General features: G+C 44.1%; 22 protein-coding genes, 1 tRNA gene and 1 pseudogene. 14 read left to right on the forward strand and 10 right to left on the reverse strand.

What is annotated here, in order from left to right:
* On the forward strand, positions 1-299 hold a 299-nt coding region (locus VF412_RS09345), incomplete at its 5' end, for a response regulator (RefSeq protein WP_331338969.1).
* A 60-nt stretch (positions 300-359) separates the two neighbouring features.
* Positions 360-1,994 carry a S8 family serine peptidase gene (locus VF412_RS09350; protein ID WP_331338970.1) on the forward strand — a complete coding sequence of 545 codons (1,635 nt, stop codon included), beginning with the start codon at positions 360-362 and terminating at the stop codon, positions 1,992-1,994.
* A 38-nt stretch (positions 1,995-2,032) separates the two neighbouring features.
* Here the strand turns inward: VF412_RS09350 and VF412_RS09355 are convergent, their stop codons facing one another.
* Both VF412_RS09355 and VF412_RS09360 read right to left on the reverse strand, forming a co-directional pair.
* Positions 2,033-2,704 carry a hypothetical protein gene (locus VF412_RS09355; RefSeq protein WP_331338971.1) on the reverse strand — a complete coding sequence of 224 codons (672 nt, stop codon included), beginning with the start codon at positions 2,702-2,704 and terminating at the stop codon, positions 2,033-2,035.
* A 12-nt stretch (positions 2,705-2,716) separates the two neighbouring features.
* On the reverse strand, positions 2,717-3,187 hold the full coding sequence (locus VF412_RS09360) for a hypothetical protein (RefSeq protein ID WP_331338972.1): 471 nt from the start codon (positions 3,185-3,187) through the stop codon (positions 2,717-2,719).
* A gap of 230 nt (positions 3,188-3,417) precedes the next feature.
* Between VF412_RS09360 and VF412_RS09365 the strand changes: the two genes are divergently transcribed.
* Positions 3,418-4,272, forward strand: coding sequence for a TIGR02147 family protein (locus tag VF412_RS09365; protein WP_331338973.1), 855 nt, complete (start codon positions 3,418-3,420; stop codon positions 4,270-4,272).
* Here the strand turns inward: VF412_RS09365 and VF412_RS09370 are convergent.
* From VF412_RS09370 to VF412_RS09380, 3 genes are all read right to left on the reverse strand, one after another.
* Positions 4,251-4,326 (reverse strand) — tRNA-Arg (locus tag VF412_RS09370). The genes VF412_RS09365 and VF412_RS09370 overlap by 22 nt on opposite strands.
* A gap of 9 nt (positions 4,327-4,335) precedes the next feature.
* Positions 4,336-6,405, reverse strand: a complete 2,070-nt coding sequence (locus tag VF412_RS09375) for a M1 family metallopeptidase (protein ID WP_331338974.1) — start codon at positions 6,403-6,405, stop codon at positions 4,336-4,338.
* 46 nt (positions 6,406-6,451) lie between these two features.
* The gene (locus tag VF412_RS09380; protein ID WP_331338975.1) at positions 6,452-7,201 is read right to left on the reverse strand and encodes a pseudouridine synthase; all 750 of its coding nucleotides are present in this window, start codon (positions 7,199-7,201) and stop codon (positions 6,452-6,454) included.
* A 105-nt stretch (positions 7,202-7,306) separates the two neighbouring features.
* Between VF412_RS09380 and VF412_RS09385 the strand changes: the two genes are divergently transcribed.
* A complete protein-coding gene (locus VF412_RS09385; RefSeq protein WP_331338976.1) occupies positions 7,307-8,053 on the forward strand; it encodes a type 1 glutamine amidotransferase domain-containing protein in 747 nt (248 codons plus the stop codon).
* On the opposite strand, the gene VF412_RS09390 is transcribed toward VF412_RS09385, so the two are convergent.
* Positions 8,044-8,850, reverse strand: coding sequence for a hypothetical protein (locus VF412_RS09390; RefSeq protein WP_331338977.1), 807 nt, complete (start codon positions 8,848-8,850; stop codon positions 8,044-8,046). The two genes, VF412_RS09385 and VF412_RS09390, sit on opposite strands and share 10 nt — an antisense overlap.
* Positions 8,847-9,317, reverse strand: coding sequence for a hypothetical protein (locus VF412_RS09395; RefSeq protein ID WP_331338978.1), 471 nt, complete (start codon positions 9,315-9,317; stop codon positions 8,847-8,849). Before VF412_RS09395 ends, VF412_RS09390 begins: the two co-directional genes overlap by 4 nt.
* A gap of 122 nt (positions 9,318-9,439) precedes the next feature.
* On the opposite strand from VF412_RS09395, the gene VF412_RS09400 reads away from it, so the two are divergent.
* The gene (locus VF412_RS09400; RefSeq protein WP_331338979.1) at positions 9,440-9,991 is read left to right on the forward strand and encodes a hypothetical protein; all 552 of its coding nucleotides are present in this window, start codon (positions 9,440-9,442) and stop codon (positions 9,989-9,991) included.
* Between the two features lie 84 nt (positions 9,992-10,075).
* Positions 10,076-10,558: a hypothetical protein gene (locus VF412_RS09405; protein WP_331338980.1), complete on the forward strand. Its 483-nt coding sequence runs from the start codon at positions 10,076-10,078 to the stop codon at positions 10,556-10,558.
* On the opposite strand, the gene VF412_RS09410 is transcribed toward VF412_RS09405, so the two are convergent.
* The gene (locus VF412_RS09410) at positions 10,536-11,396 is read right to left on the reverse strand and encodes a CvfB family protein (RefSeq protein WP_331338981.1); all 861 of its coding nucleotides are present in this window, start codon (positions 11,394-11,396) and stop codon (positions 10,536-10,538) included. The genes VF412_RS09405 and VF412_RS09410 overlap by 23 nt on opposite strands.
* 87 nt (positions 11,397-11,483) lie before the next feature.
* Here VF412_RS09410 and VF412_RS09415 point away from each other — a divergent pair, with 87 nt between their 5' ends.
* The 4 genes from VF412_RS09415 to VF412_RS09430 all read left to right on the forward strand — a co-directional run bounded on the left by VF412_RS09415 (position 11,484) and on the right by VF412_RS09430 (position 14,989).
* Complete coding sequence (locus tag VF412_RS09415) at positions 11,484-12,503, forward strand: lipoate--protein ligase (protein ID WP_331338982.1); 1,020 nt, start codon at positions 11,484-11,486, stop codon at positions 12,501-12,503.
* Between the two features lie 178 nt (positions 12,504-12,681).
* Positions 12,682-13,224, forward strand: a complete 543-nt coding sequence (locus VF412_RS09420; protein ID WP_331338983.1) for a hypothetical protein — start codon at positions 12,682-12,684, stop codon at positions 13,222-13,224.
* Between the two features lie 13 nt (positions 13,225-13,237).
* On the forward strand, positions 13,238-13,657 hold the full coding sequence (locus VF412_RS09425) for a hypothetical protein (RefSeq protein WP_331338984.1): 420 nt from the start codon (positions 13,238-13,240) through the stop codon (positions 13,655-13,657).
* A 21-nt stretch (positions 13,658-13,678) separates the two neighbouring features.
* The gene (locus VF412_RS09430) at positions 13,679-14,989 is read left to right on the forward strand and encodes a hypothetical protein (RefSeq protein ID WP_331338985.1); all 1,311 of its coding nucleotides are present in this window, start codon (positions 13,679-13,681) and stop codon (positions 14,987-14,989) included.
* Between the two features lie 11 nt (positions 14,990-15,000).
* Here VF412_RS09430 and VF412_RS09435 read toward each other — a convergent pair whose 3' ends face one another.
* Positions 15,001-16,026: a DUF72 domain-containing protein gene (locus VF412_RS09435; protein WP_331338986.1), complete on the reverse strand. Its 1,026-nt coding sequence runs from the start codon at positions 16,024-16,026 to the stop codon at positions 15,001-15,003.
* A gap of 99 nt (positions 16,027-16,125) precedes the next feature.
* Here VF412_RS09435 and VF412_RS09440 point away from each other — a divergent pair, with 99 nt between their 5' ends.
* Positions 16,126-16,596, forward strand: a complete 471-nt coding sequence (locus VF412_RS09440; protein ID WP_349259002.1) for a MarR family winged helix-turn-helix transcriptional regulator — start codon at positions 16,126-16,128, stop codon at positions 16,594-16,596.
* Positions 16,597-16,610: 14 nt separating this feature from the next.
* Positions 16,611-17,051 carry a DUF1398 domain-containing protein gene (locus tag VF412_RS09445; protein WP_331338988.1) on the forward strand — a complete coding sequence of 147 codons (441 nt, stop codon included), beginning with the start codon at positions 16,611-16,613 and terminating at the stop codon, positions 17,049-17,051.
* 110 nt (positions 17,052-17,161) lie between these two features.
* On the opposite strand, the gene VF412_RS09450 is transcribed toward VF412_RS09445, so the two are convergent.
* Complete coding sequence (locus VF412_RS09450; RefSeq protein WP_331338989.1) at positions 17,162-17,836, reverse strand: ABC transporter substrate-binding protein; 675 nt, start codon at positions 17,834-17,836, stop codon at positions 17,162-17,164.
* A gap of 387 nt (positions 17,837-18,223) precedes the next feature.
* Here VF412_RS09450 and VF412_RS09455 point away from each other — a divergent pair, with 387 nt between their 5' ends.
* Both VF412_RS09455 and VF412_RS20080 read left to right on the forward strand, forming a co-directional pair.
* Positions 18,224-19,999: a hypothetical protein gene (locus VF412_RS09455; RefSeq protein WP_331338990.1), complete on the forward strand. Its 1,776-nt coding sequence runs from the start codon at positions 18,224-18,226 to the stop codon at positions 19,997-19,999.
* Between the two features lie 87 nt (positions 20,000-20,086).
* Positions 20,087-20,188: pseudogene (locus tag VF412_RS20080) on the forward strand (hypothetical protein); the annotation flags it as partial.
* Positions 20,189-20,341: the final 153 nt, after the last annotated feature.

Below are 20,341 nucleotides of genomic sequence, written 5' to 3' on the forward strand. Positions count from 1 at the left end.
ATGAAATTGTCTTGGTTGAAAATGGTCGCGAGGTCTTAGATGTTCTTGCGAAGGAGAATTTTGACCTGATTTTGATGGATTGTCATATGCCTGAAATGGATGGCTACTTGACGACGCAGGTGATTCGTCAAAAAGCTGGCCTTAAAGACCTTCCCATTATTGCAATGACCGCCAGTGCGATGGTGGACGAACGTGATCGTTGTTTTCAGGTGGGTATGAATGACTATATTTCTAAGCCTCTAAACTTCATGACTGTTCGCGATGTTTTAAAGAAATACGGAAAGCTTGCCCAAGGCTGATTTTTATCAGTCGGTATTCATTTGTTTTACTTTAAGAGTGAAACGTAATGTTCTTCTTGAATGAAGACATGGATTTTATTTTTACTCTTATTCTTTAGTATCAATTCTTTCGCTCAAACCTCTGAGATTTTGGTCTTATTTAAAGATTTGAATTTGAAAGAGTCGCAGATTCTGACGCTAGACTCGATGGGATTTCGATCTGAAGTGGTGAGCCGGGGCAATCAAGGATTTCCACGTATGCAGCTTCTGCGTTTGCATTCGCCAAGGGACATTCGAGCAGCTCTGGCCACTCTTCGCGCCAATTCCTTGGTTAAATATGCGGAGCCAAATTATGAAGTTCATCTTGTTAAAAGTTTTGTGCGACTTCCATTCAACGAGACCTCGGACCTTCAGTGGAATTTTGTAAACAAGGGGCAAATAGATTCTGATGGTCATGAGGGGGTCGTCGGGGCAGATATTCATATGGCTCCCGTATGGGAAAAGAATTGGCGGGGAAGTCGAAATGTTTTGGTCGCCACTATCGATACGGGAATTGATTGGACTCATCCTGCTTTGCAGGAAAATATTTTTACCAATGAAAAAGAGTCCGGTGTAAATAGCAACAATGGAATTGATGATGATGGCAACGGCTACATCGACGATGTCCATGGTTTTAATACTTTGAATAGTAGCAATAAAAGCAACGACGACAACGGACATGGATCTCATGTGGCAGGGATCATCGGCGCTATGGCATTGAAAGATTCATCGGTTGTCGGTATCAATCAGAAAGTTTCATTATTGCCGGTGAAATGTCTTGATGCCAGTGGCACCGGCACCTTGCAATCTGTCGTTGATGGCTTGAGCTATGCCATTATGATGAAGGCGCAAATCATCAACAATAGCTGGGCCATGACCGAAAAATCGCAAATACTGGAAGACCTTGTTAAAGAGACTGAAAAGCAAGGGATTGTCATGGTTGCGGCTGCTGGAAATAGCTGGGTGAATTTAGAGGGCTTTAAACTTTATCCTGCCTCGTTTCAACAGACCAATACCATTTCTGTGGCGGCGTCAAATAATCGCGATCTGCTATGGAATTTGAGCGACACAGGACCTTACACAGTGGACGTGGCAGCTCCCGGCGAAAATATTTTAAGTACGGATAAGAAAGGGCAATACAAGATTCGCTCAGGCACCTCGATGGCGGCTCCTCATGTAACAGGGATCGCGGCCCTGTTGAAAGCAGAGCATCCAGATTGGCAAGCGTCACAAATTAAAGAGCACATCGTCGGTTCCTGTGATCCGTTGATAGAGTTTCGTCATAAGGTGAAATGCCAAGGACGAGTGAATGCGTGGAATGCATTAAACGGTATTACTCCACCGAATCCTTTCGTGAAAGAAGAGGCCTTTAAGGCAGAGCCTTTTGTTATTGAAAGTGGGCATCCCTATGAAAATAGATTGAATCAATATTTTGACGTGCAGAAACCGGGGGCAAAATATATCCGAGTCCGTCTAGAAAAAGTCGAACTCGAATGGGACCGCGATCACCTCTACATCGAAACACCTGACGGGCAAGTTGTAGAACAAATCGATGGCTCTTTAGAAGATTACCCGACAGATTATGTCGAAGGCGATCACTTAAGAATTCGTCTTAAAACCGATGGCAGTCGAACGTATTATGGGTTTAAGGTCAAAGCGGTTGAGTTTGTGAATTGAAGGCCGGTAGAGCCTCTCTTGCGTGAGAGGCTCTTGTCTTATTTAATTTTTGTCCAGAAAATAGAATAGCTTCGAATCTGAGACGAGGTAAAGTTCAAGACTTCGCCATCAGCTCTTTTGAAGGTAAATTCTTTTCGCATGATTTTACCTTTTGAGCAGAAGGACAAAGCCACTTGGGTGCCTTCAGCAGTGCCAGCTTCAATAACTCGGTAGGGAGTCGATACACAGTCACCGAGCACATCTTTATTCATTTCGAGATCATGATCAACATAGAGTAATTGATTCGAATTTAGGCCACTCAGAACATCCACGAATGTTTCATTACCGACTCCTATTTCGCGATACTCTTGGCCCCGACGGACCGGCACTATGGCAAGAGACCCTTCTTGTTCGACGACCGCTAAATCCTTCGAATATTCCATAAAACGTGGATCCATCGCATAGTTTTCAATATTGCGTTGTTCAATGCCATAGCTCTGAAGCTGGTCATTTGGAACATTCAGCATTCTATAAACTCCCACTAAGTGGCGAGCCGTGAATTGAGAAGGATCGGCATTTTTATTTTTAAGATCTTCAGCTGCTGAAAGCATCTGAACTTCAGATGCATCCAGCGAACTTTTAAATCTCCAATAATAAGAGGGACTGGCAATAGATTGTTGAACCAACAAAATTCCCGAAGAGATGATAAACAGGAGCAATGATTTTTTCATAAACAATAATTCCTATTTGCTACAGTTTAAGATAGTTCTTTCTACCCAAACTTTTTTTGAAGATACGGATGGGGCCGCAAGATCTCCTTGATTTTCGTATTCGGGAACAAGCTCACTGATCACAAAGGAACCAGAGGTGACTGTGTTGAGATCGGCGGAAGTTGTAAGACTCAATGACATTTTATAGTCGCCTATACCGGAAAAGGTTAGCAAGGGTTGTGCGGATGTGTCGAGGGTTGCAGAAGTGGCATGGTCGATCACGTCATTAAGTGTTCCTTGATAAACAATATCGGCCTTGTGAGAGACACAACTCAAGTTTGCTTTTTGCAATGCCAATTTGGCAGCTTGTTTGTATTCAGCCATTCGCGCTGAGGGAATTTCGGTTTTTCCGACGCTACCAGAGCCAATTTCGCCAACTCCGGCAAAAGTATTCAAGGAAAAGAATAAAATCAGAGCACCAGAGGTAAATTTGATGTCTTTCATAAAGACTCCTTTAAATAGAACTCCAAGGTCATCGCTAGGGCGCGGAAAGCTCGGTGGTTGATAGAGTCGATTGCAATATGGTGGCCGCTTTAGAGGCATTAGGTTGTAGCTAGCTGTAGAGAGAGTTGACGCCAAACCCAAATTTGGAAGAATTATTGAAGAGTTGTGTGCATTTGCACTCAAGGAAGACGCTTTACAAGAAGTCGTGATTTTGTTCATATAAAAGCATCATGCTAAAAAAGCCAAATCTTCTAGAATATCTGAGTGTTCATCATTATCTGAACGATCTTTATAAATATCGGAAACAGACTGAAGTGTCTTTTTCCTACGATCTCTGGGCCCAAGAGCTTGATTTTAAAAATCGTTCCTTTTTGAGACAGATCGTCACTGGTCGCAGAGGGCTCACTTCGGATACAGCTCGGCAATTAGCTTTACGTCTGAATTTTCAAGGGGTCGAGCGCCAGTATTTTGATCTTCTTGTGCAATACTCTAGGGCCCGCTCGATAGAAAGACAAAGTGCCTTGGGCCGCGAGCTGATGAATCTTTTAAAGTCAGAACACTCGCAGCAAGAGATTGAAGACTACTGCGAATTCGTTTCCGAGACCCTTTATCCCAAGCTACAGACGCTTTTAAGTTTTAAGGATGTAAGAAAGACTCCAGAGGATCTGGCGCCTCTTTTGCGCAAATCGCCAGAAGAAATTAACAAGGCGTTGAGGGTGCTAGAGAAAATTAAACTTGCCACTCAGGAGCCCAATCAAGAGTGGAAATCGGTGCCAAAATCGTTCAAAGTTCCTGAAGCCATCGGGGATAGAAATTTATTAGAATATCATGCACTGTCTTTGCGTGAGGCCATAGAGGCTCGAAGTCTTCCAAAGGATCAGCGTCGCTATTTAAGTCTTATCTTGCCCCTCAATCAGCAAGACTTTGCAGAGTTTTGGGAAGAGTTTAATAAATTCAAGAAAGACATGATTCGAAAATTTGACGTCGAGGACTTGCGTAATCGCCAACTATTTCAGATGAATTTAAATATATATGCAGTTTCGGAAGAAGGGACTTGCAGGGATGGTGACCCCACCCCGACTTGAACGGGGATCTGGCGTTTAGGAAACGCATGCTCTATCCAGTTGAGCTATGGGGTCCCAGAATGTTTACATATTACGCTGAAGCGGGGATTCCGTCACGGGCCACGTGGATTGTAATACGACGGGTCGTCCTTTGAAGACCAGGATTCCGTAACTTCCGTAATGAGTTAAGCGAGATGCCCACTCTGACGGGTTGTTATCGCGGCTCCAACGCACCCAGATAACTGGTTGTTCTGGATTGCTACGCAGACGTGTTACCAGAACTGAACTTGTGTCAGCGGCAGTGAAGGTTTGATCTTCGATAGAGTATCCATCACCATTCCATTGGAAATTTTGATCGGCCAGTTGAGTTTTCATAAAACTTGTAAAGACCGCGTTATCTCCGACTAGAATAATGGCGCCTTCTTTAGGAATTTCAAAATTATCGCTGACGTTATGCAGAGTCGTCTTTCCATCCACAGCTTTTGTCCAAGACTGCACAAATTGTTGAGCGCCGCCGTTGTTTCCGTCGAAATAGAAATGCAGCGATGGATTTCCCAAAACCGATGACACTGTGGCAGGACGTTCCTCTGTGTAAAGTGAGCGAAAAACATGGAAGTCAGGGTCTACGGAGATTTTCACCGGTCGAGAGCGAGACACCAATGTGAAGATCTGAGTTTTCTCTGTCAGCTTCGCCAGTTGGCGGACCTGTTCGCCAGATTCCAAAGTCCAAATGACCGGAACTGAAAGCTCGTAGGGTTGATCCTGTTTCTGACTTAACACGTATGATGTGGCGTTTGCTCCATCAAGCCAACGCATAATCTTAACGTCACCAAGCTCGATTACAGGGGCCCCTTTGCGATCTAACCACTGAGTAAAAAATCCTGTCAGATCTTGGCCGGTCACTTTTTCGAAACTTGCTTTGATATCGTCGAATGTCGCACGCTTATAAATATTTTGTGCATAGAAATTTTGAAGAGCTCTTTGAAAAGCCTCTTTGCCAAAACGGAATTCGAGCATATGAAAGAACATCATGGATTTTCCATAGCCCACAGCTTGAGAGCTTGAGTTATGGCGACCATGGAATTCACGGACTGGGAAATCCGCGGCAGGATTGGCCGTCACGAAGTCTGCAAAATTGCTTAAAGTTTTCATGCGATAAGAACGATCTGCGTTGATCTTTTCTTGCTGCCAATAATCCGCCATATAAACCGTCAAACCTTCGCTCCAATTTCCATTGGCGTAGTCGACGTAAACACTGTTGCCCCACCAGTTGTGTAAGATCTCATGGGGCAAAGAAGAGTTCAAAATGAAAGGCAAACGGATGACTGTAGGCCCTAGCAAAGTAAAGCTAGGCATTCCAAATCCGGTTTCCCACATATTCTCGACCACTGAAAAGCTTGAATAAGGATAAGGGGCAATGGTTTCTGAATAGTGCTGAATATAATCAGGCATCAAAGCCAAAAAGCTTTGTGCCAAGGAAGCGTCTTCTTTGCGAAGAAGGACATGCAATGTTTTGCCAGAGCTTGTTTCTGCTTCATAATTTTTGAAAGGACCCGCGACCAAATAGATATCTTCTTGCGGATAGATTTCGCGGTAACGAGTCACAGTTGTTGCACCTTGGGTTTCAAGGCTGACCAATTGTCCTTGAGAAAGCGTTTTCCAGTCTGCCGGTGCGCGAATAGAAATCTCGAAATTTTTTTGTAAATCAAGAACAGACGGATACCAGTAGGTGCTTCCAAAAAGTGTGGCCCCGTCGGCAGAGATCAAGCCATCACTGTTATCATTGACCACCGGATCGTAGATCACTCCCGAGTAAGCCAAAGTCACTTTGTTATCTTGAGAGCCCAAGGTCAAACCGTACTCGACATAAGATTCATCTTGAGTAGCCGCATGCAAAACGACCAACGTATCGTCATGACCAATAACATTGATGTGCAGATTTTTATGCAGCAGAAAGCTGATCTTGCGCGGAGAATCTTTAGGGAAAGTGATCGTGTCTTGAGCTTTCAACATTTTCAAAGTCGGCATCAATTCGACGTCGATCTTGTGATTCAAAGGCGTTTGTACTTGGGCTTCAGACTCCACTGTGATGAGTAGAATAAGAAGAAGGCCAGACACAACCAGCAGCTTGTTGAGAGCTTGATTTCTAGACATTTTTACCTCTGAGCGGCGCAATTTTTACGACGGCGTTCGCTAAGGGTCAAAGGGATTTCAAAAGCTCCGCGGCAGAGAGGTCAGAATTGAAGATATATTGAATTTTCTTCCACTTATCACAGTCGGGAGCTTTGAGGGTGACTTGCTTACTGAGCCACGGGTGAAGGAAAGACAACTCAATAGCTTTTAAGCACAAACCTTCGATTTTTAAGTCATTTCTAAAGAACTGGTTGTGACGAGTGTCACCGTGATAAGCGTCCCCCAATAGCGGGTGAGAGATCCTATTCAGATGGCGACGGATCTGATGATAGCGCCCCGTGTGGGGTTTCACCTCAATCAGTGAATAGCGGGCTGTTGGAAATTTTTTCCCAATAGCCACAGGAAGCTCTAATATTGCCAGTCTTTTAAGAGACGTACGAGCTTCAGCCAGTTCACCAGTAGAATCCAATTCTAACGGAATTTCAATTTCTAGCGATTCGGGGGTGTAGCCGCGAGCCACGGCCAGGTAAGTCTTTTGGGTTTGTCGTTCAGAAAACAAGGTGCACATTTTCCGAGCCGCCTCTGACGATAAAGCAAAAAGTAAAACACCACTTGTTCCCGCATCCAAGCGATGAACTGGGTAAACCTTTTGATGGATCAGATCACGAACTTGATAAAGACAGATTTTCTCTTTAGGGACGCGAATGCGGCGATCTTCAGGAGGATGAACGTGATAGCCTGAGGGCTTATTCACAGCAATAAAATATTCATCTTGATAGATCACTTCCATGCCGTGGACCATACCAGACTCTGCCAAAGTCGCAATCTAAAGTTGTTCCTTCACATAAGAGCCGCAGCAAATTTGTAAAGCGGAAAGTATGGCAGGAAAATCGGGTCAGGTGAAATTCCGAAGGAGGCTCTTATGAGACCCAAACGCATTCTGACTGTTCTCACGAGCACAAATAAATTGGGTGATAGCGGTTACAGCACGGGAGCATTTCTTTCTGAAATCACTCACGCCTATGACGAATTTATCAGAGCTGGATATGAAGTTGATATGATCAGTCCCCTTGGGGGCGAGGTTCCTTTGGATGGTGTTAAAATGGACGATCCATTGAACGCCACCTGGATGAATGATGAAGAATTTCTTTCGAAAATCGAAAACACACTTCGTCCCTGGCAAGTAGACGGTCATGATTATGGAGCCATTTACTTTTCTGGCGGCCATGGAGCGATGTTTGATTTTCCAGACAACCTTAATTTACAAAAACTTGCAGCAGACGTATTTGAAAACAACGGTGTTGTCTCTGCAGTTTGCCACGGTACTTCAGGACTTGTGAATGTACGCTTAGCTGATGGAAGTTTTCTTGTTCATGGTCATGAAGTTTCTTGTTTTACTAATGAAGAAGAGGAAGCTGTTGGATTGGAAAGAGTCGTTCCTTTCTTGCTTCAGACCCGCTTGTCAGAACGGGGAGCCAACGTCACCACTGCGCCAAAATTTGCAGGTCATGTCGTTAAAAGCGGTCGTTTGGTGACAGGACAAAATCCAGCTTCTGCGGCAGGAGTAGGTCAAAGTGTGATCGAAGTTTTAGATTTCATTAATGAAGGCCGTTTAATTCCGGCGCAAAATTGGTGTGAATGGCATGAACCAACTCGTCATCACTTGTAAGCACGAGTACTAGAAGCTGGCACTGGGATAAAGTATTTTTTCAAAACAGATTCCGTCGGAGCTTTTCCCAAAGGGGAGAAGCCTCCATTCGTTGTTTGATCTGAGTCATCATCCATTAAAACTTGCCAGATACCGACACCACGAAGCCATGAAAAATTCGGTGACCAAATTCCTTGCAACAACGAGTCCCAAGCTGCCGCTTGATGCTCATAATTAATGGGCGCTTTATCGTCTTCGTACAGATAGGGTGATACAAAACATTTATCAACGCTGCGATAGCCCACTTCTTGAAGAGCTAGGGGAGTGTGAGTGCCCGTTGCCGCATCAATGTCTGTCATAATAGTATTTAAAGACTGACCATAAAAAATCGAAAAGGTATTAAGCATGGTTACAAGCGAAGCATAATCTGCGGGATAGTCTGTTGTTGAATTTCCCAAAGCTCGGTAAAAATCAATGCCCACAAAATCAAGACTACGCCAGAATTTTAACATGTTCTGTTGGTGCTGAGCCTCTTCGTCTGTTGTGGTTTGGAATGTCAAATCGTGATGCCACTGCTCAAATTCTCCGCCCCAAGTTTTAACATTGTTTTCAAGAACGTATTGATCTGTGTAATTTACTCCATAAGTGATCTTAATGTCTGGGCCAAGGATTGCACGAGCCTGTTGAATAAACTGAACCCACAGCGCGGGATAACCAAAGCGCCAGGTCGGTTCGCGACTGCCAAGGCCCGAGGTCATCGAATGCATTTCGGCCCCAATAGAGTACCAAGAAGCATTTACAGTCTTAGCTAATTTCATATAACGTTGGTGATAAGCAAAAATTTTTGAAACCAAGTAACGGGATCTGTCGGTCGAATATTTCCATGCCACCATGTAAAACCGTTTTCGACATAGGGGAATTCTCCGTTAGGGCCTACGACTAAAAGAATTGGGCGAAAGGCAATTTGCAAACCGAGGCTTCGCGCGTACCGCACGGTTTGTTTGATCAGATCTTCTTCTTGGCCTTGTAGTTCTGGCGGAACTTCAGGACTGATTTCAGAACTTGTGCCGCCAATCATTTTGCCTCGAAAGTTAAGAATCACTGTCGTCGCCCCTAACGCATGCATTTCTTGAAGAAGCCTGCGAACGCGAACTCCTTGGGGAGTTTCATCGACCCGAAACCCTAAGGGCCAATAGGTGATAATATTAAACGCCGCCTCGGGCGCGCTATAAGCCCCAAAAGGCAAAGCTAGAGCTAAAAACAAAGCAAAGGCCCATGTCTTCATAAAATCACTTTGGCCGCATGGGCCTGTGAGGTCAACATGACTGGCAACATAATGTTATTTGCCGCCGAGCTTGAGTGATAATGGCCTTTGTTTGTAGCGTGAAGAAAGAAAAGGAGTCCGCCATGAACACTTTCTTGAAAGCAGCCCTAGTGTCTTTATTGTTTGGCCCTCATGCGATGGCATTAACGGCGACAACGACTTTTGAGCAAGGTTACAAAGAATGGCAGAATGCCTTAGATATTTCCTCTACAGAAATAAATGGAGAATGGAAACGCACCGCCGTCGTAGAACACAGTGATTGCCCTAATGTGATGCGAGGGACCGCTTATAACGAAAGCGGCTTGGAAAATGCTGACCATTCCGTCTTCACGCTTGTTTTTGAAGGTCATCAAGTACGCTTTGAAAATGTGGGATCGAAAGACAAAAAGCAAGGCCCCTACGAAGTCACGGGAGCGAAAGCTCAGTTTTCATCATGGGCCTATGATGAAAGCGCTGGAAAAAATGAAATCACAGATCAAGCATTTGGGGAATTTCTATGCCGTCAAACTCATCGCAACAAAATCATTTGTGCTGTCGGTGCCAGACTTAAAGATCCCTCTGTGGGCGATCCCGTCTTTAAGGCATGCAGTCGTTTGGATATTGGCATTATCGCGGTCTTTACAAAAAAAGAATAAATTAATCTTAAGTAAGCTCACCGTTGTTGCGTTGACAAGAAAGCTTCTGGAGATTCATTGTGCCTGCACCACAAAGGATCACCTATGAAGTTCGTAGCGTTTTTCATTTTCACAAGTTTATCTTCTCTATGGGCCCGAGCTGATATCACGTTTCTCGTAGCCTGTTCTGATGAAACCCCCACTTTGGCGATGGAGGTTCGAGAGATGATCGACGAGCCCACAGTGGTTGGTGAGGTGTTCACCTTCGCTACAAATCTAAAAACTGAAACAATGACATTGCCGAACTATCTGCGCTTCGAGTGGCCTAAAGATAAATGCACTAAGACTGAAGCCTATGTGATGAAGTGCCAGGACTCGCAAGACATTCAAATGATTGACGGACACCAGATGGAACCTCTTTCAGTTGAAGCCTTCAGCAGCTCGGAAAGGATAAACGATAAGGACGTCCTTTATCGAAATATTTTGATGAAGATTCTTGTAGATGGAAAATCCATAGAGGTGCAGGGCAAATTCTTAATCAAGCAGTGCACAGATCAAATGACGTTTAGTCGTCGCCCAACAATCTAGTTTTTTTATTTCCGACAAGACGAATGCCATCATCGCTAACAGTGATAAGGCGCTTCTTATAAAGACCGCCCAAAGCCATCTTGTATTTCTTTTTGCTGACTCCGAAATACTGATGAATCAATTCTGCCGAGGTCTTGTCGTTGATTTCAAGATAGCCGCCTTCTTCTTTCAAAACTGCCAGAATCTTATCACTCAATTCAGGAGTTCCCGCATAACCAGTTTTGTGAAGAGCCAGGTCGATTTTTCCATCAGGGCGAATTTTTTTGATATAACCCTCGACACGCTGGCCTGACTTCAGCGGTTGGAAAACTTCATTGGAATACAAAACACCTAGATGGCGGCCATTGATAATGGCGTTGAAGCCTAAGTTGCTTTTATTCGCAATAATCAGATCGACACTTTGGCCTTCTTCATATTCGCCGGGTTCTTTATCGATATACCTGTTCACGCGCATTGAGGCAGAGATGCGACCACTTTTATCTAGATAAATATAGACCAAGGCAAGCTGGCCTACACGCAGGGCTTCTGTGCGCTCACTGAAAGGCATGAACAAATCTTTAGGCAAGCCCCAATCCAGAAAGGCGCCGACTGGGGAAAGTGAAACGACCTTCAGACTTGCAAACTCGCCCACCGTAGCCAGAGGACGCTCTGTCGTTGCCACCAAGCGATCTTCTGAGTCGACGTAAACAAAAACTTCAAGCTCGTCGCCGACAGTGTAGTTTTCAGGCACATAGCGACGCGGCAGAAGGATTTCACCCTCATTTTCGCCATCTAAAAAGAGGCCATACTCACTTTGTTTTACGATTTTGAGTTTATTGACTTTTCCGACTTCAAGCATGGCGCACCCTAATTCAATATCCCGTCAATAACAAGCTTTCGGCGGGCCAAGGATGACAAATTCAGGGGCTTCGTATATATTGTTCCCATGTCGAAGTTAAAAATCTTTCTTTCTGAAAGCCTGAACCCACATTTAAACCTAGCTACGGAAGAGTGGATCTTTCACAACTTAGACCCGTCTATGCAGGTCCTGTTTTTATGGAGAAACGACAATACCGTCGTTATCGGTCGCAATCAAAACCCCTGGTCTGAATGCAACCTCGCTAAGATGAAAGAAGATCAAGTCCACCTGGCTCGCAGAACAACGGGCGGCGGGGCGGTCTTCCATGACCTTGGCAACACAAACTTCACATTTTTATCGCCGAAGGAATCCTATAAACGCGAAAACAACATCCAGATCATTTTGAATGCGCTTAAAGAGTTCGGCATTCAGGGCGAAGCTTCAGGACGTAACGATCTTTTGATTCCGTTCCACGACGGTCCTCGCAAATTCAGCGGCAGTGCTTATCGTGAAAAGAAAGACCGCGCTTTCCATCATGGCACTTTGCTTTTGCACGCCGATCTAACACGCCTTGGAAATTATCTCACTCCAAATCCTAAAAAGCTTCAGGCTAAAGGAAAAGAGTCCGTGCGCGCACGTGTCGCGAATTTAAATGAAATTGCGGCAGATATTAAGCACGATCAAATTGTCACTTCGATGGTGAAGTCTTTTGAAAATTTCTACGGCGGCAAAGCCGAAACAGAATTCCTAAACATGCAAAGCTTGCAGCAAAATCAAGAATTGAATTCTCAATTTGAAAACCTCAGTTCTTGGGATTGGTTGTATGGCAATACCCTCGAGTTCAATCAAAAGATGGATGAATATCTTTCTTTGGGCTTCTTTGATTTTCACTTCAAAGTAGATGAAGGCAATATCGCTGACCTGCAAATTTTTTCCGACTGCCTCTATCCTCATTTGATTGAGGCGTTGACGATCGCTCTTCGTGGAAAGCCATACAAAGGGGACAGCATTCGCCAGGCCTTCATTGAGTTGAAAGAGCAATTCCCAGATTTACAATCAAGTTTGCAAGAACTTATGATTTGGTTGTGCAGTCAGATTGAAGTTTAATTCGAAAATGGAATGTTGCTTGATATCATTGCTCAAGTATTGCACGGGGATTACTTCATTTTGATATCTCAGTCATCGCAAGAAAAGAAATTGCATTCACCAATATACAAAATATAGAAACTTAACAAATTTTAAGAAGAGCTTCTGGCAAATACGCCATGCTTTTTTAGGGGGAAATTTGAAGAGTTTAAAATTAGTCGTTGGATTTGCTGCATTAGCATTCGTCTTAACTGCAAATGCTAAACATGGCAGTGGAAATCATGGCGGCGGAGCTGTCAATCCACCATCACCAGCGCCGACACCAACAGCACCAGGCTCAGTGGATGAGACGTGTTTGGGAAGTAACAATCAACCACTGGATGTAATGAATGCTCAGGTTGTGCAGTGGAAGGCGACAACCGCCAATGCATTCTTGGCGCGTGCTCGTATCTCTGGAACTGTCGATGAGGTTTTCCCAGATCATTCTGGACATAGACATTTCTCGTTGAAGATTGGCCCACAACCGACAGATCATATTGAGGTTATTTACAACTTGTCCTTCGGGCAAATGCCGACAGCAAACGTGGGCGATACGGCTGAGGCATGTGGTGATTACATCACTTCGATTGCCCAAACGGGTGCTTATCCTCCGTCACCAGATGGCGGAATCATCCATTGGGTTCACAGAAGCCCTCATGGTCATTTACCGGGCTACGTAATTCTTAACGGCGTTAAATACTAATTTAGGAGTTCTTATGAAAAACAAAATTTTGGCAATTAGCCTTTTCTTGGTTCCTGCTCTTTACTCCGGCCTTGCTCACGCAGAGCTAGCTGATGCGAAAAAAGAATTGTTGTTAGATATTAAAGAGGAAGCGACGAAGTGTATCACTCAGATAGTTTCAGCCAACAACGCCGTTGAGGAAGTTGCAGGTTACCAATCTTCGTGCTCGACGATTAAAATTTTATCTTCTACAACAGCTCAGGTTTTTATCGACAACGAGTGGTTTTCCTTGGAAGTCAAAGAGTCTGAGCTCTCTGACGGTGGCGATCTAGACGATTTGTTTGTTTATAATTCCAAACAACAATTGGTCGCTACCAGAGAAAATGTAGCTGCTTACGATAGTGTCATAATGGCGATGGCTCCGGGCGTACATTTCAAACAACAAAAGAACTAGTTACTGATAACGGATTAGAGAATGAAAACATATATGAATGGTTCCACCAAGAAATTATTCGTTCTTGTACTAGCGTTCTCTTTTCCGTTTTTGGCTTGGGCTCATGAAGACTGGAATATCAAAAATCTTTCTGTGGAAAAGACCCTGACGAATTCTTTTGTTAAACATGAAGGAGCAGAGCCTTATCTTTCAATGACTCTCAATTATGGACCTTTTAAAGAGTTCGTCGATAAGGTCGATCATTTCACTTACAGACCTGTACAAAGTCGTGGAGAAGCTCATATTACTGTGATTACTCCACCCGAGTTTAAGGATGATCTTTCGAAATTTGTTACCATTCAGGAAATCAATGAAATAGCAGAGAAATCAGATATACAGAAATCCGTCTACAAGCCCGTTTGCATGGGCAAGGGGACCGCTATCGATGGTGGTAAGTTTCTGGAAAACTATTTTATTGTTGTCGAATCTGAAAACTTGCTGAATATTCGCAAAAAAGTGGCCGAGCTTTATAAGAAACGCGGCGGCAGCCGGTTTGATCCATTGCATTTCTATCCGCATATTACGCTGGGTTTTACCGATCATGATTTGTTTGAAAATAGCGGAGTCATTAAAGACGCGCGATCATGTATGAAGACCTTGCATATATCTCCGAAAGAATCTGATGTGAAGGGCTTGCCTATTGCCAATTCGTCTTATGTCGCCAGAAATAAAACAGGTGGAGCCATCATTCGCGGTAGTGCCCCTCTGAATCATTTTAACCTAGAGTTGATGAAAAAATTTGGCATTTCAGAAGTCATTATTTTTAAAAATGATAAAGCTGGCGAGGTCAAAAGCGAACTGGGTGGCCTGGCTGAGCTAGGATTTAAGAAAAATGATGTCACACATATTAATTTTGATTGGAAGGACAACCAAAACTTCTCTTCCGGTTGTGCTAAAATCATTCAGGGTATTGATTTGCTTAAACTTGCTCTGAAAAATAATAAAAAAATCTTTTTCCACTGCACGACTGGCGAAGATCGTACCGGAGTCTTGGCTTCCAGCTATTTACTGTCGGTGAATAAAAAGGCTGACATCAAATCACTTTTTAAAGACGAGATGTGTTCAAAGGGTTATGAAGCTGGCGATGTTGATAAAGACAAAGAGGTCGTTCAACGAATCAGAGAAGGCCTAACTAAAACGTTCTTAAAAACGGCTTATCGAATTGAAGAAGCGAAAAAAGCAAAGAAACCTATTAACGAAAAACTTTGTGTAAAAGATCCTTCGGACGAACCAAAGTTTATCGCATATTCTGCACAAATGGATTTTACTTGTGGCGCGAAGGTCGCAAAGTAGCTTTTATTGAGCTATAGCAGCGAACCTTGAGCTGGCGTGAGGTCCATCCAATTCATCGGCTTCAAAGCCGCATTGCAAATAGTATTTAACTCTCTCACGACGATATCGGCCAATTCTGGTGAGTTGATATCATCGGGTTCGTGTGCGAAAAAGAAAACACGCTTAAGGCCGCAGTTCTGCCATTCGCTCAGTCGTGAAGCCCAGTCATGGACTCGAGTCTGATCACTGGGGTGAAGGTCGTTGCCGATAAATCGTAACATGGTAAAGTCAGCACTGATCGATGAATGAAGGACATCACGCCGCCCCGCCACATCGGTAATCACAAGTCCGATTTTTTTGGTTTGCAGAAATTGAGTGAGCTTAGAAAGAATTTTCCCTTCTTCAAACCAACTTGGATGACGAAACTCTAAGGTCAATTCAAATTCAGACGGCCATTCTTGCAAAAAGCGATGCAAAATGACTCGACGAGAGTAATCAAAATGCGGAGGCAATTGCATAAAACAAGGTCCACGGTGATCTTTCAGTCTATCTAAAAATGCAAACCACTCATGCAAAATCTTTTTGTCCAACATCCCTGGCTCGGAATGGGAAATACCTTGGAAAACCTTTGGACAAAACACAAAGTCAGAACTCACCTGTGATCGCCACTTCAAAACAGTCTCGCTATCCGGAATGCGATAATGAGTGGTATTAAGTTCGATAGTGTTGAAATTCTGTGCATAATAGGTCAAAAAATCCGCGGGTTTCGTGGCTTTCGGATAGATCTTGCCGATCCACTCTTTATGATTCCAGGCAGGAGTCCCTATATAAAACTTCGCCTGCGTCGTTGCGGGTTTTAATGAAAGCAAAAATTCCTGCGACAAAGAATCTTGCGCAGGCAGTGTCCAATTTACATGATCGACTGAGGATAGCTTTCCAAACTCCATGCCTGATAAACTATCTGTCTGTTGCGACAATGGCAAGCTAGTCCCATAAGCCAGAAAAGGCTTATCCGAAAAAGGATTGAAATGACCATGAAAGTGGGGTTTAGGTATCATCCTTTCTTTTAAAGATAAATCTGTCGCGTGATGAAGCGCTTAATTAAATTCCTTGACAATGGTTTCCTAGGAAACTATCATAAGATTCAGAGGTACGGCATGGAGAAGCGGCAAAAGCTCAACGCGAGCGAACTTAAGTCTCATATCGGATATCATTTGAGAGTGGTTTCAAACGCTGTCTCTCAATCCTTTGCGCGGAAGCTCGCTGCAAGCGATGTGACAGTGGCGGAATGGGTCATTCTCAGAGAGATGTATGCGGGCAACGAAAAAACATCTCCGAGCGTTGTGGCTGAATTAACGGGACTCACTCGCGGAGCTGTATCTAAACTCATAGACCGGCTCTTGCACAAGGGATTGGTTACAAGGGAAGAATCATCTGGAGACCGTCGCTATCAGGAAATTAAGTTGACTGCAAGTGCCGTCAAGCTGGTGCCAAAGCTGGCCCGCATTGCGGATGAAAATGATGCCAGCTTTTTTTCGCCACTTTCGCAGTCTGAAAGGAAATGTTTAGTGAGCATTCTTGTAAAGCTCGCTGAGTCTCACAAGCTCAATACAAACCCTATTGAATAGTAAGGAGAAAGCCGATGACTAAAATAACAGAGAAGCTGACGGAAGCCCAAAAATACGCAATGTCGATTCGTCCTAAGGTTGGTGGGTTTCCCGTTCTTGCTGAGGTTCTTCGACAAGCAGGAGTCCAAATGAATCGTTGGACATTACCATCATGTCAGTCAGTTTATTTGATGAAGGAAGGTTCCGTCGTGCAGCAGGGCGCGCCTCTTGTAACCGGGGTCCATGAAATTCCAAAATTTGATCGTGCTGCACTGATTACGGCACTAAGAACTGACCAGGAGGGGCGTAGCACGTTCCCTGAATTTCTTCAGGCCGTGTGGAAAGCCGGTGTTGTTGGGTACGACGCTGACTTTATTAGCCGGAAAGTCATTTATTATGGTTCAGCTGGCGAAAGCTATTCGGAAGAATACCCAGCCGTTGAAGTGGGTAAAACCAAGTTAGTCCAGAAAACTTGAAGATCAAGGCACTTTCATTAATTAGAAGGGGGCGATGCTGTATTTTTCTAAAGGCTTGGGGGCGAACCTCTCCCTCTCCGCCCCCATGGCATCGGCCCGAGCCGGGCAGTCTATCTTGAGGGTTCCCTATAAATCTGGCGCAGCTTTGCATACTCGGCAGAGGCCTTCACTTTTTCAAGCGCCTGTTGCCATTTTAAAATCTCACTATCTGAAACATCTTTGCTGACGGCAATGTAAAGGGCCGTCTCTGTGACCTTGACCGATGTTTGCTCTAGCGAATTGATGGGCATATTTGATTTTTTCAACCAATAGGCAACGCCCAATGAAGTTTCGCCGATCGCGAGATCACATCGACCGCGGATAGTTTTTAAATAGATTCCTTCTGGGTTCATTCCTACATCAAGATTCTGAAACCCCGCGTGTTTTAAAATATCATATACGAGTCCGATGTCTCGACAGCAGACGCGAGAAACCTTTTTTGCATCTTCAAGAGTTTTAATCTCTAGATTGCTTCCTCTCCTTTTATAGAAATAAATGGATTCTTCTCCAAAAGGGCCGATCCATTTGTATTTCGATTTACGTTCTGGAGTCATGATAAAGGAGTAGAACATGGTGCGCGGACCTTTATTTAAGATGTTCACTCCTCGAGTACCGGGCAGAACCTCAATGCTGTAATTGACCTTCAGTCTCTTCATAATGAGTTTAACAACTTCGGTGGCAAAGCCTTTGATCTCTCCATTTTCGACATAATTAAACGGAGGCCACTCTTCTGTGATAATCGTCATAGGAGCTCTTGTTGATAAACTGGCCGCGAATGTTGCAGCAGGGATGAGCAATTGGATCAAGAGTGATATAACTATTTTAAAGTTCACGAGGGGCCTCTTTTGCAACATTAAGATGACCATTTCTACCTATCAAATAAATTCAAGTTTCTCGTGAAGATTCTTCCGGGCTCTTTGAACCTTTGAGGTTCGTTGAGTTCTTTTGTTTATTTGCCTTGGACTCGTGTCGGTTTGTTTAGTTTTATTTCAAGGACATCATTAAGCGAAATCAATGTCTCAGTCATATCGAGACGAATATCTCGAATAAACTCATAACGCTAAAAACAGTCTTATGACTTTATCGGGCGTGCCGATACTTAAGAGTCCGCTACAATTAACAAAGGATTGAGGATGAAAAATATTAAAAACACGTTGCCTCTAATTATTTCATTGGCAGGGATGGGCCTGGCGGGATGTACTTCAGGTTCGGGTGCTGGCAGCGCCCTCAATGTCTCTGGTGTCTTGAGTTTAGGTGTGAGCTCTCAGAGCCAAAAAATCATGGCTCAGGGGCCGGTGATCCAGAGCGAAGAGTCAGTATCAGCACAAAGTGTAGATTTAACTCAGTACAAAGTAAGCTGTGCTACGACTTCGACACCTGTACAAACCGCAACGGGCTCAGTCAATTCAGATGGCTCGTTCAGCGTGAATATTTCGGGAGCAGTGGGACAACCTCTTAGCTGCTTCCTTGTCGATAGCAGTGGCAATAAAGCTGCGGACTTTATGATTTCCGATTCGTCGAAAAAAGACCTTAGTGGAAATGCGCAAGTCTCTTCGACAGCGGCCTTTAAATCCAATGCTTCTTTGGGAACGATCACTTTCGATCCTAATGCAGGCGAGGTTACAGTTCCGGCCTCAAATATTTCAACTGTCGTTCAAGCTCCGACAACGACGTCTTCTGTGTTCGATCCAACAGGAGCATGGACTATCAGTAGTGTAGATTTCAGCTTGCCGAAAGGAACTCAAGGACCTTGCGCGAACAACAATAATTGTGATGGTCCACCAAACGGCCAATCGATTTATTTGAAATTGTGGAAAGGCGTTTCCACTGTCGATAACTCTGATGTTTATGGATTGCAAGTATGGCAAGGACAAAACAGCTTTGCAACTTGCGGATCGAAGATCGGGTTGACATCGGCAATTAAAACCAATTTAGGTGTGGATTTCAGTGCCAATGGTTCCGCAGACTCGGCATTCACTTTTGCCACATCTGTTCCTAACTTTTTAGATAAAATAACCAATCAAACAGGAACTGTGAATTTGACTAATGGTTGGGAAATGAGCACGGCGACTCTGCAATATAATATGAATCCTAGCTGTGCGCCTCATGATATCACGGCGGGCAATATCACTTACGTCAATGCCTGGGTGTGCGGGCCAGATAACAGCAGCATGTATCAAGCCAGCCTTGGCGGAGGTTGTTCTGACAGCAGCGGTAATCCGGTGAATTTGAATGACTGGAGCGGTTTGACTTTTGGAAATACAACAACTGATTCAAACGGTATCAAAACTCAAAGTGCCACTGGAACAGTTAGCATTAACGGAATTAGTAAAACAGTGACTTGTTCAAATAAATGGGCCGTTGTGAACTCGAATTATGCAGTTCAGCCATCAGGTTCTTTCAATTGGAATGACTTGGCTGCCAATCAAATTCCTAGTGGTACAGCTTGTTCTGCAATCGCGAATTCAGGCAGCAGTGAAGCTTTGAAAATCGCGCAATTGCAGTGTTACTCTAATTACTACTACAACTCAGGAATGCAGCAAGCAAATGCATGTCTTCCACGCGTCGATACAGACTGGTCAGCGACGACTGCCGCAGCGTTTGCAGTCGTGGATAGCATCCGCCCACAGAATCTTGTGTTCTTTGAGCGCTATAATCCATTCCCAGATGGTACCGGTGGTTCGTTGTTAACTCGTCAAGAGCGTTATGACGGTGTCAATGTTGATGGAAACTCTTGGATCAACTGTCACGTGATTGAAGTAGGCGGTCTGAATGTAAAACAAATCAGCAGCACCAAGTTGCTAGCGACTTACCAATCTTCATTGATCACAACAAGCACAACGAAGCCAGCTTGTATGGCGAAGTTCAATGGAGCTCGTCAAACATACATGTTCTATTTGACTAAGTAGGAATCGTCTTTTGGCCCTTGTTCAAAGCAAGGGCCTTTCTATTTTTAGTTTTCTGTGTGTCCCTGATCCAGCCCAGATCGAGATAGAGTAAGAAATGTTTTTCTCGACATGAGTGATCCCTTTAAGAAGTTTGCCAAAGAATTTTTCCCGCAAGCTCGTTTAGTTGCAGAAGCGGGCTTTCGGATTTAGAAGCTTTAAAAACGGTTGTTCCCAGTTAATGGTGGAATGCTAGGCGTTAGGACCTAAGAAAAAAGGGATCCAGTTAATTACACAATCTTCTTAAGATTTGGTTACGAAGCAAAATCTAAGAAAGCAGGTGTCATTAGTGGATCCCCAATGGAA

It is taken from the genome of Bdellovibrio sp. (assembly GCF_036384735.1).
Classification (GTDB): domain Bacteria; phylum Bdellovibrionota; class Bdellovibrionia; order Bdellovibrionales; family Bdellovibrionaceae; genus Bdellovibrio.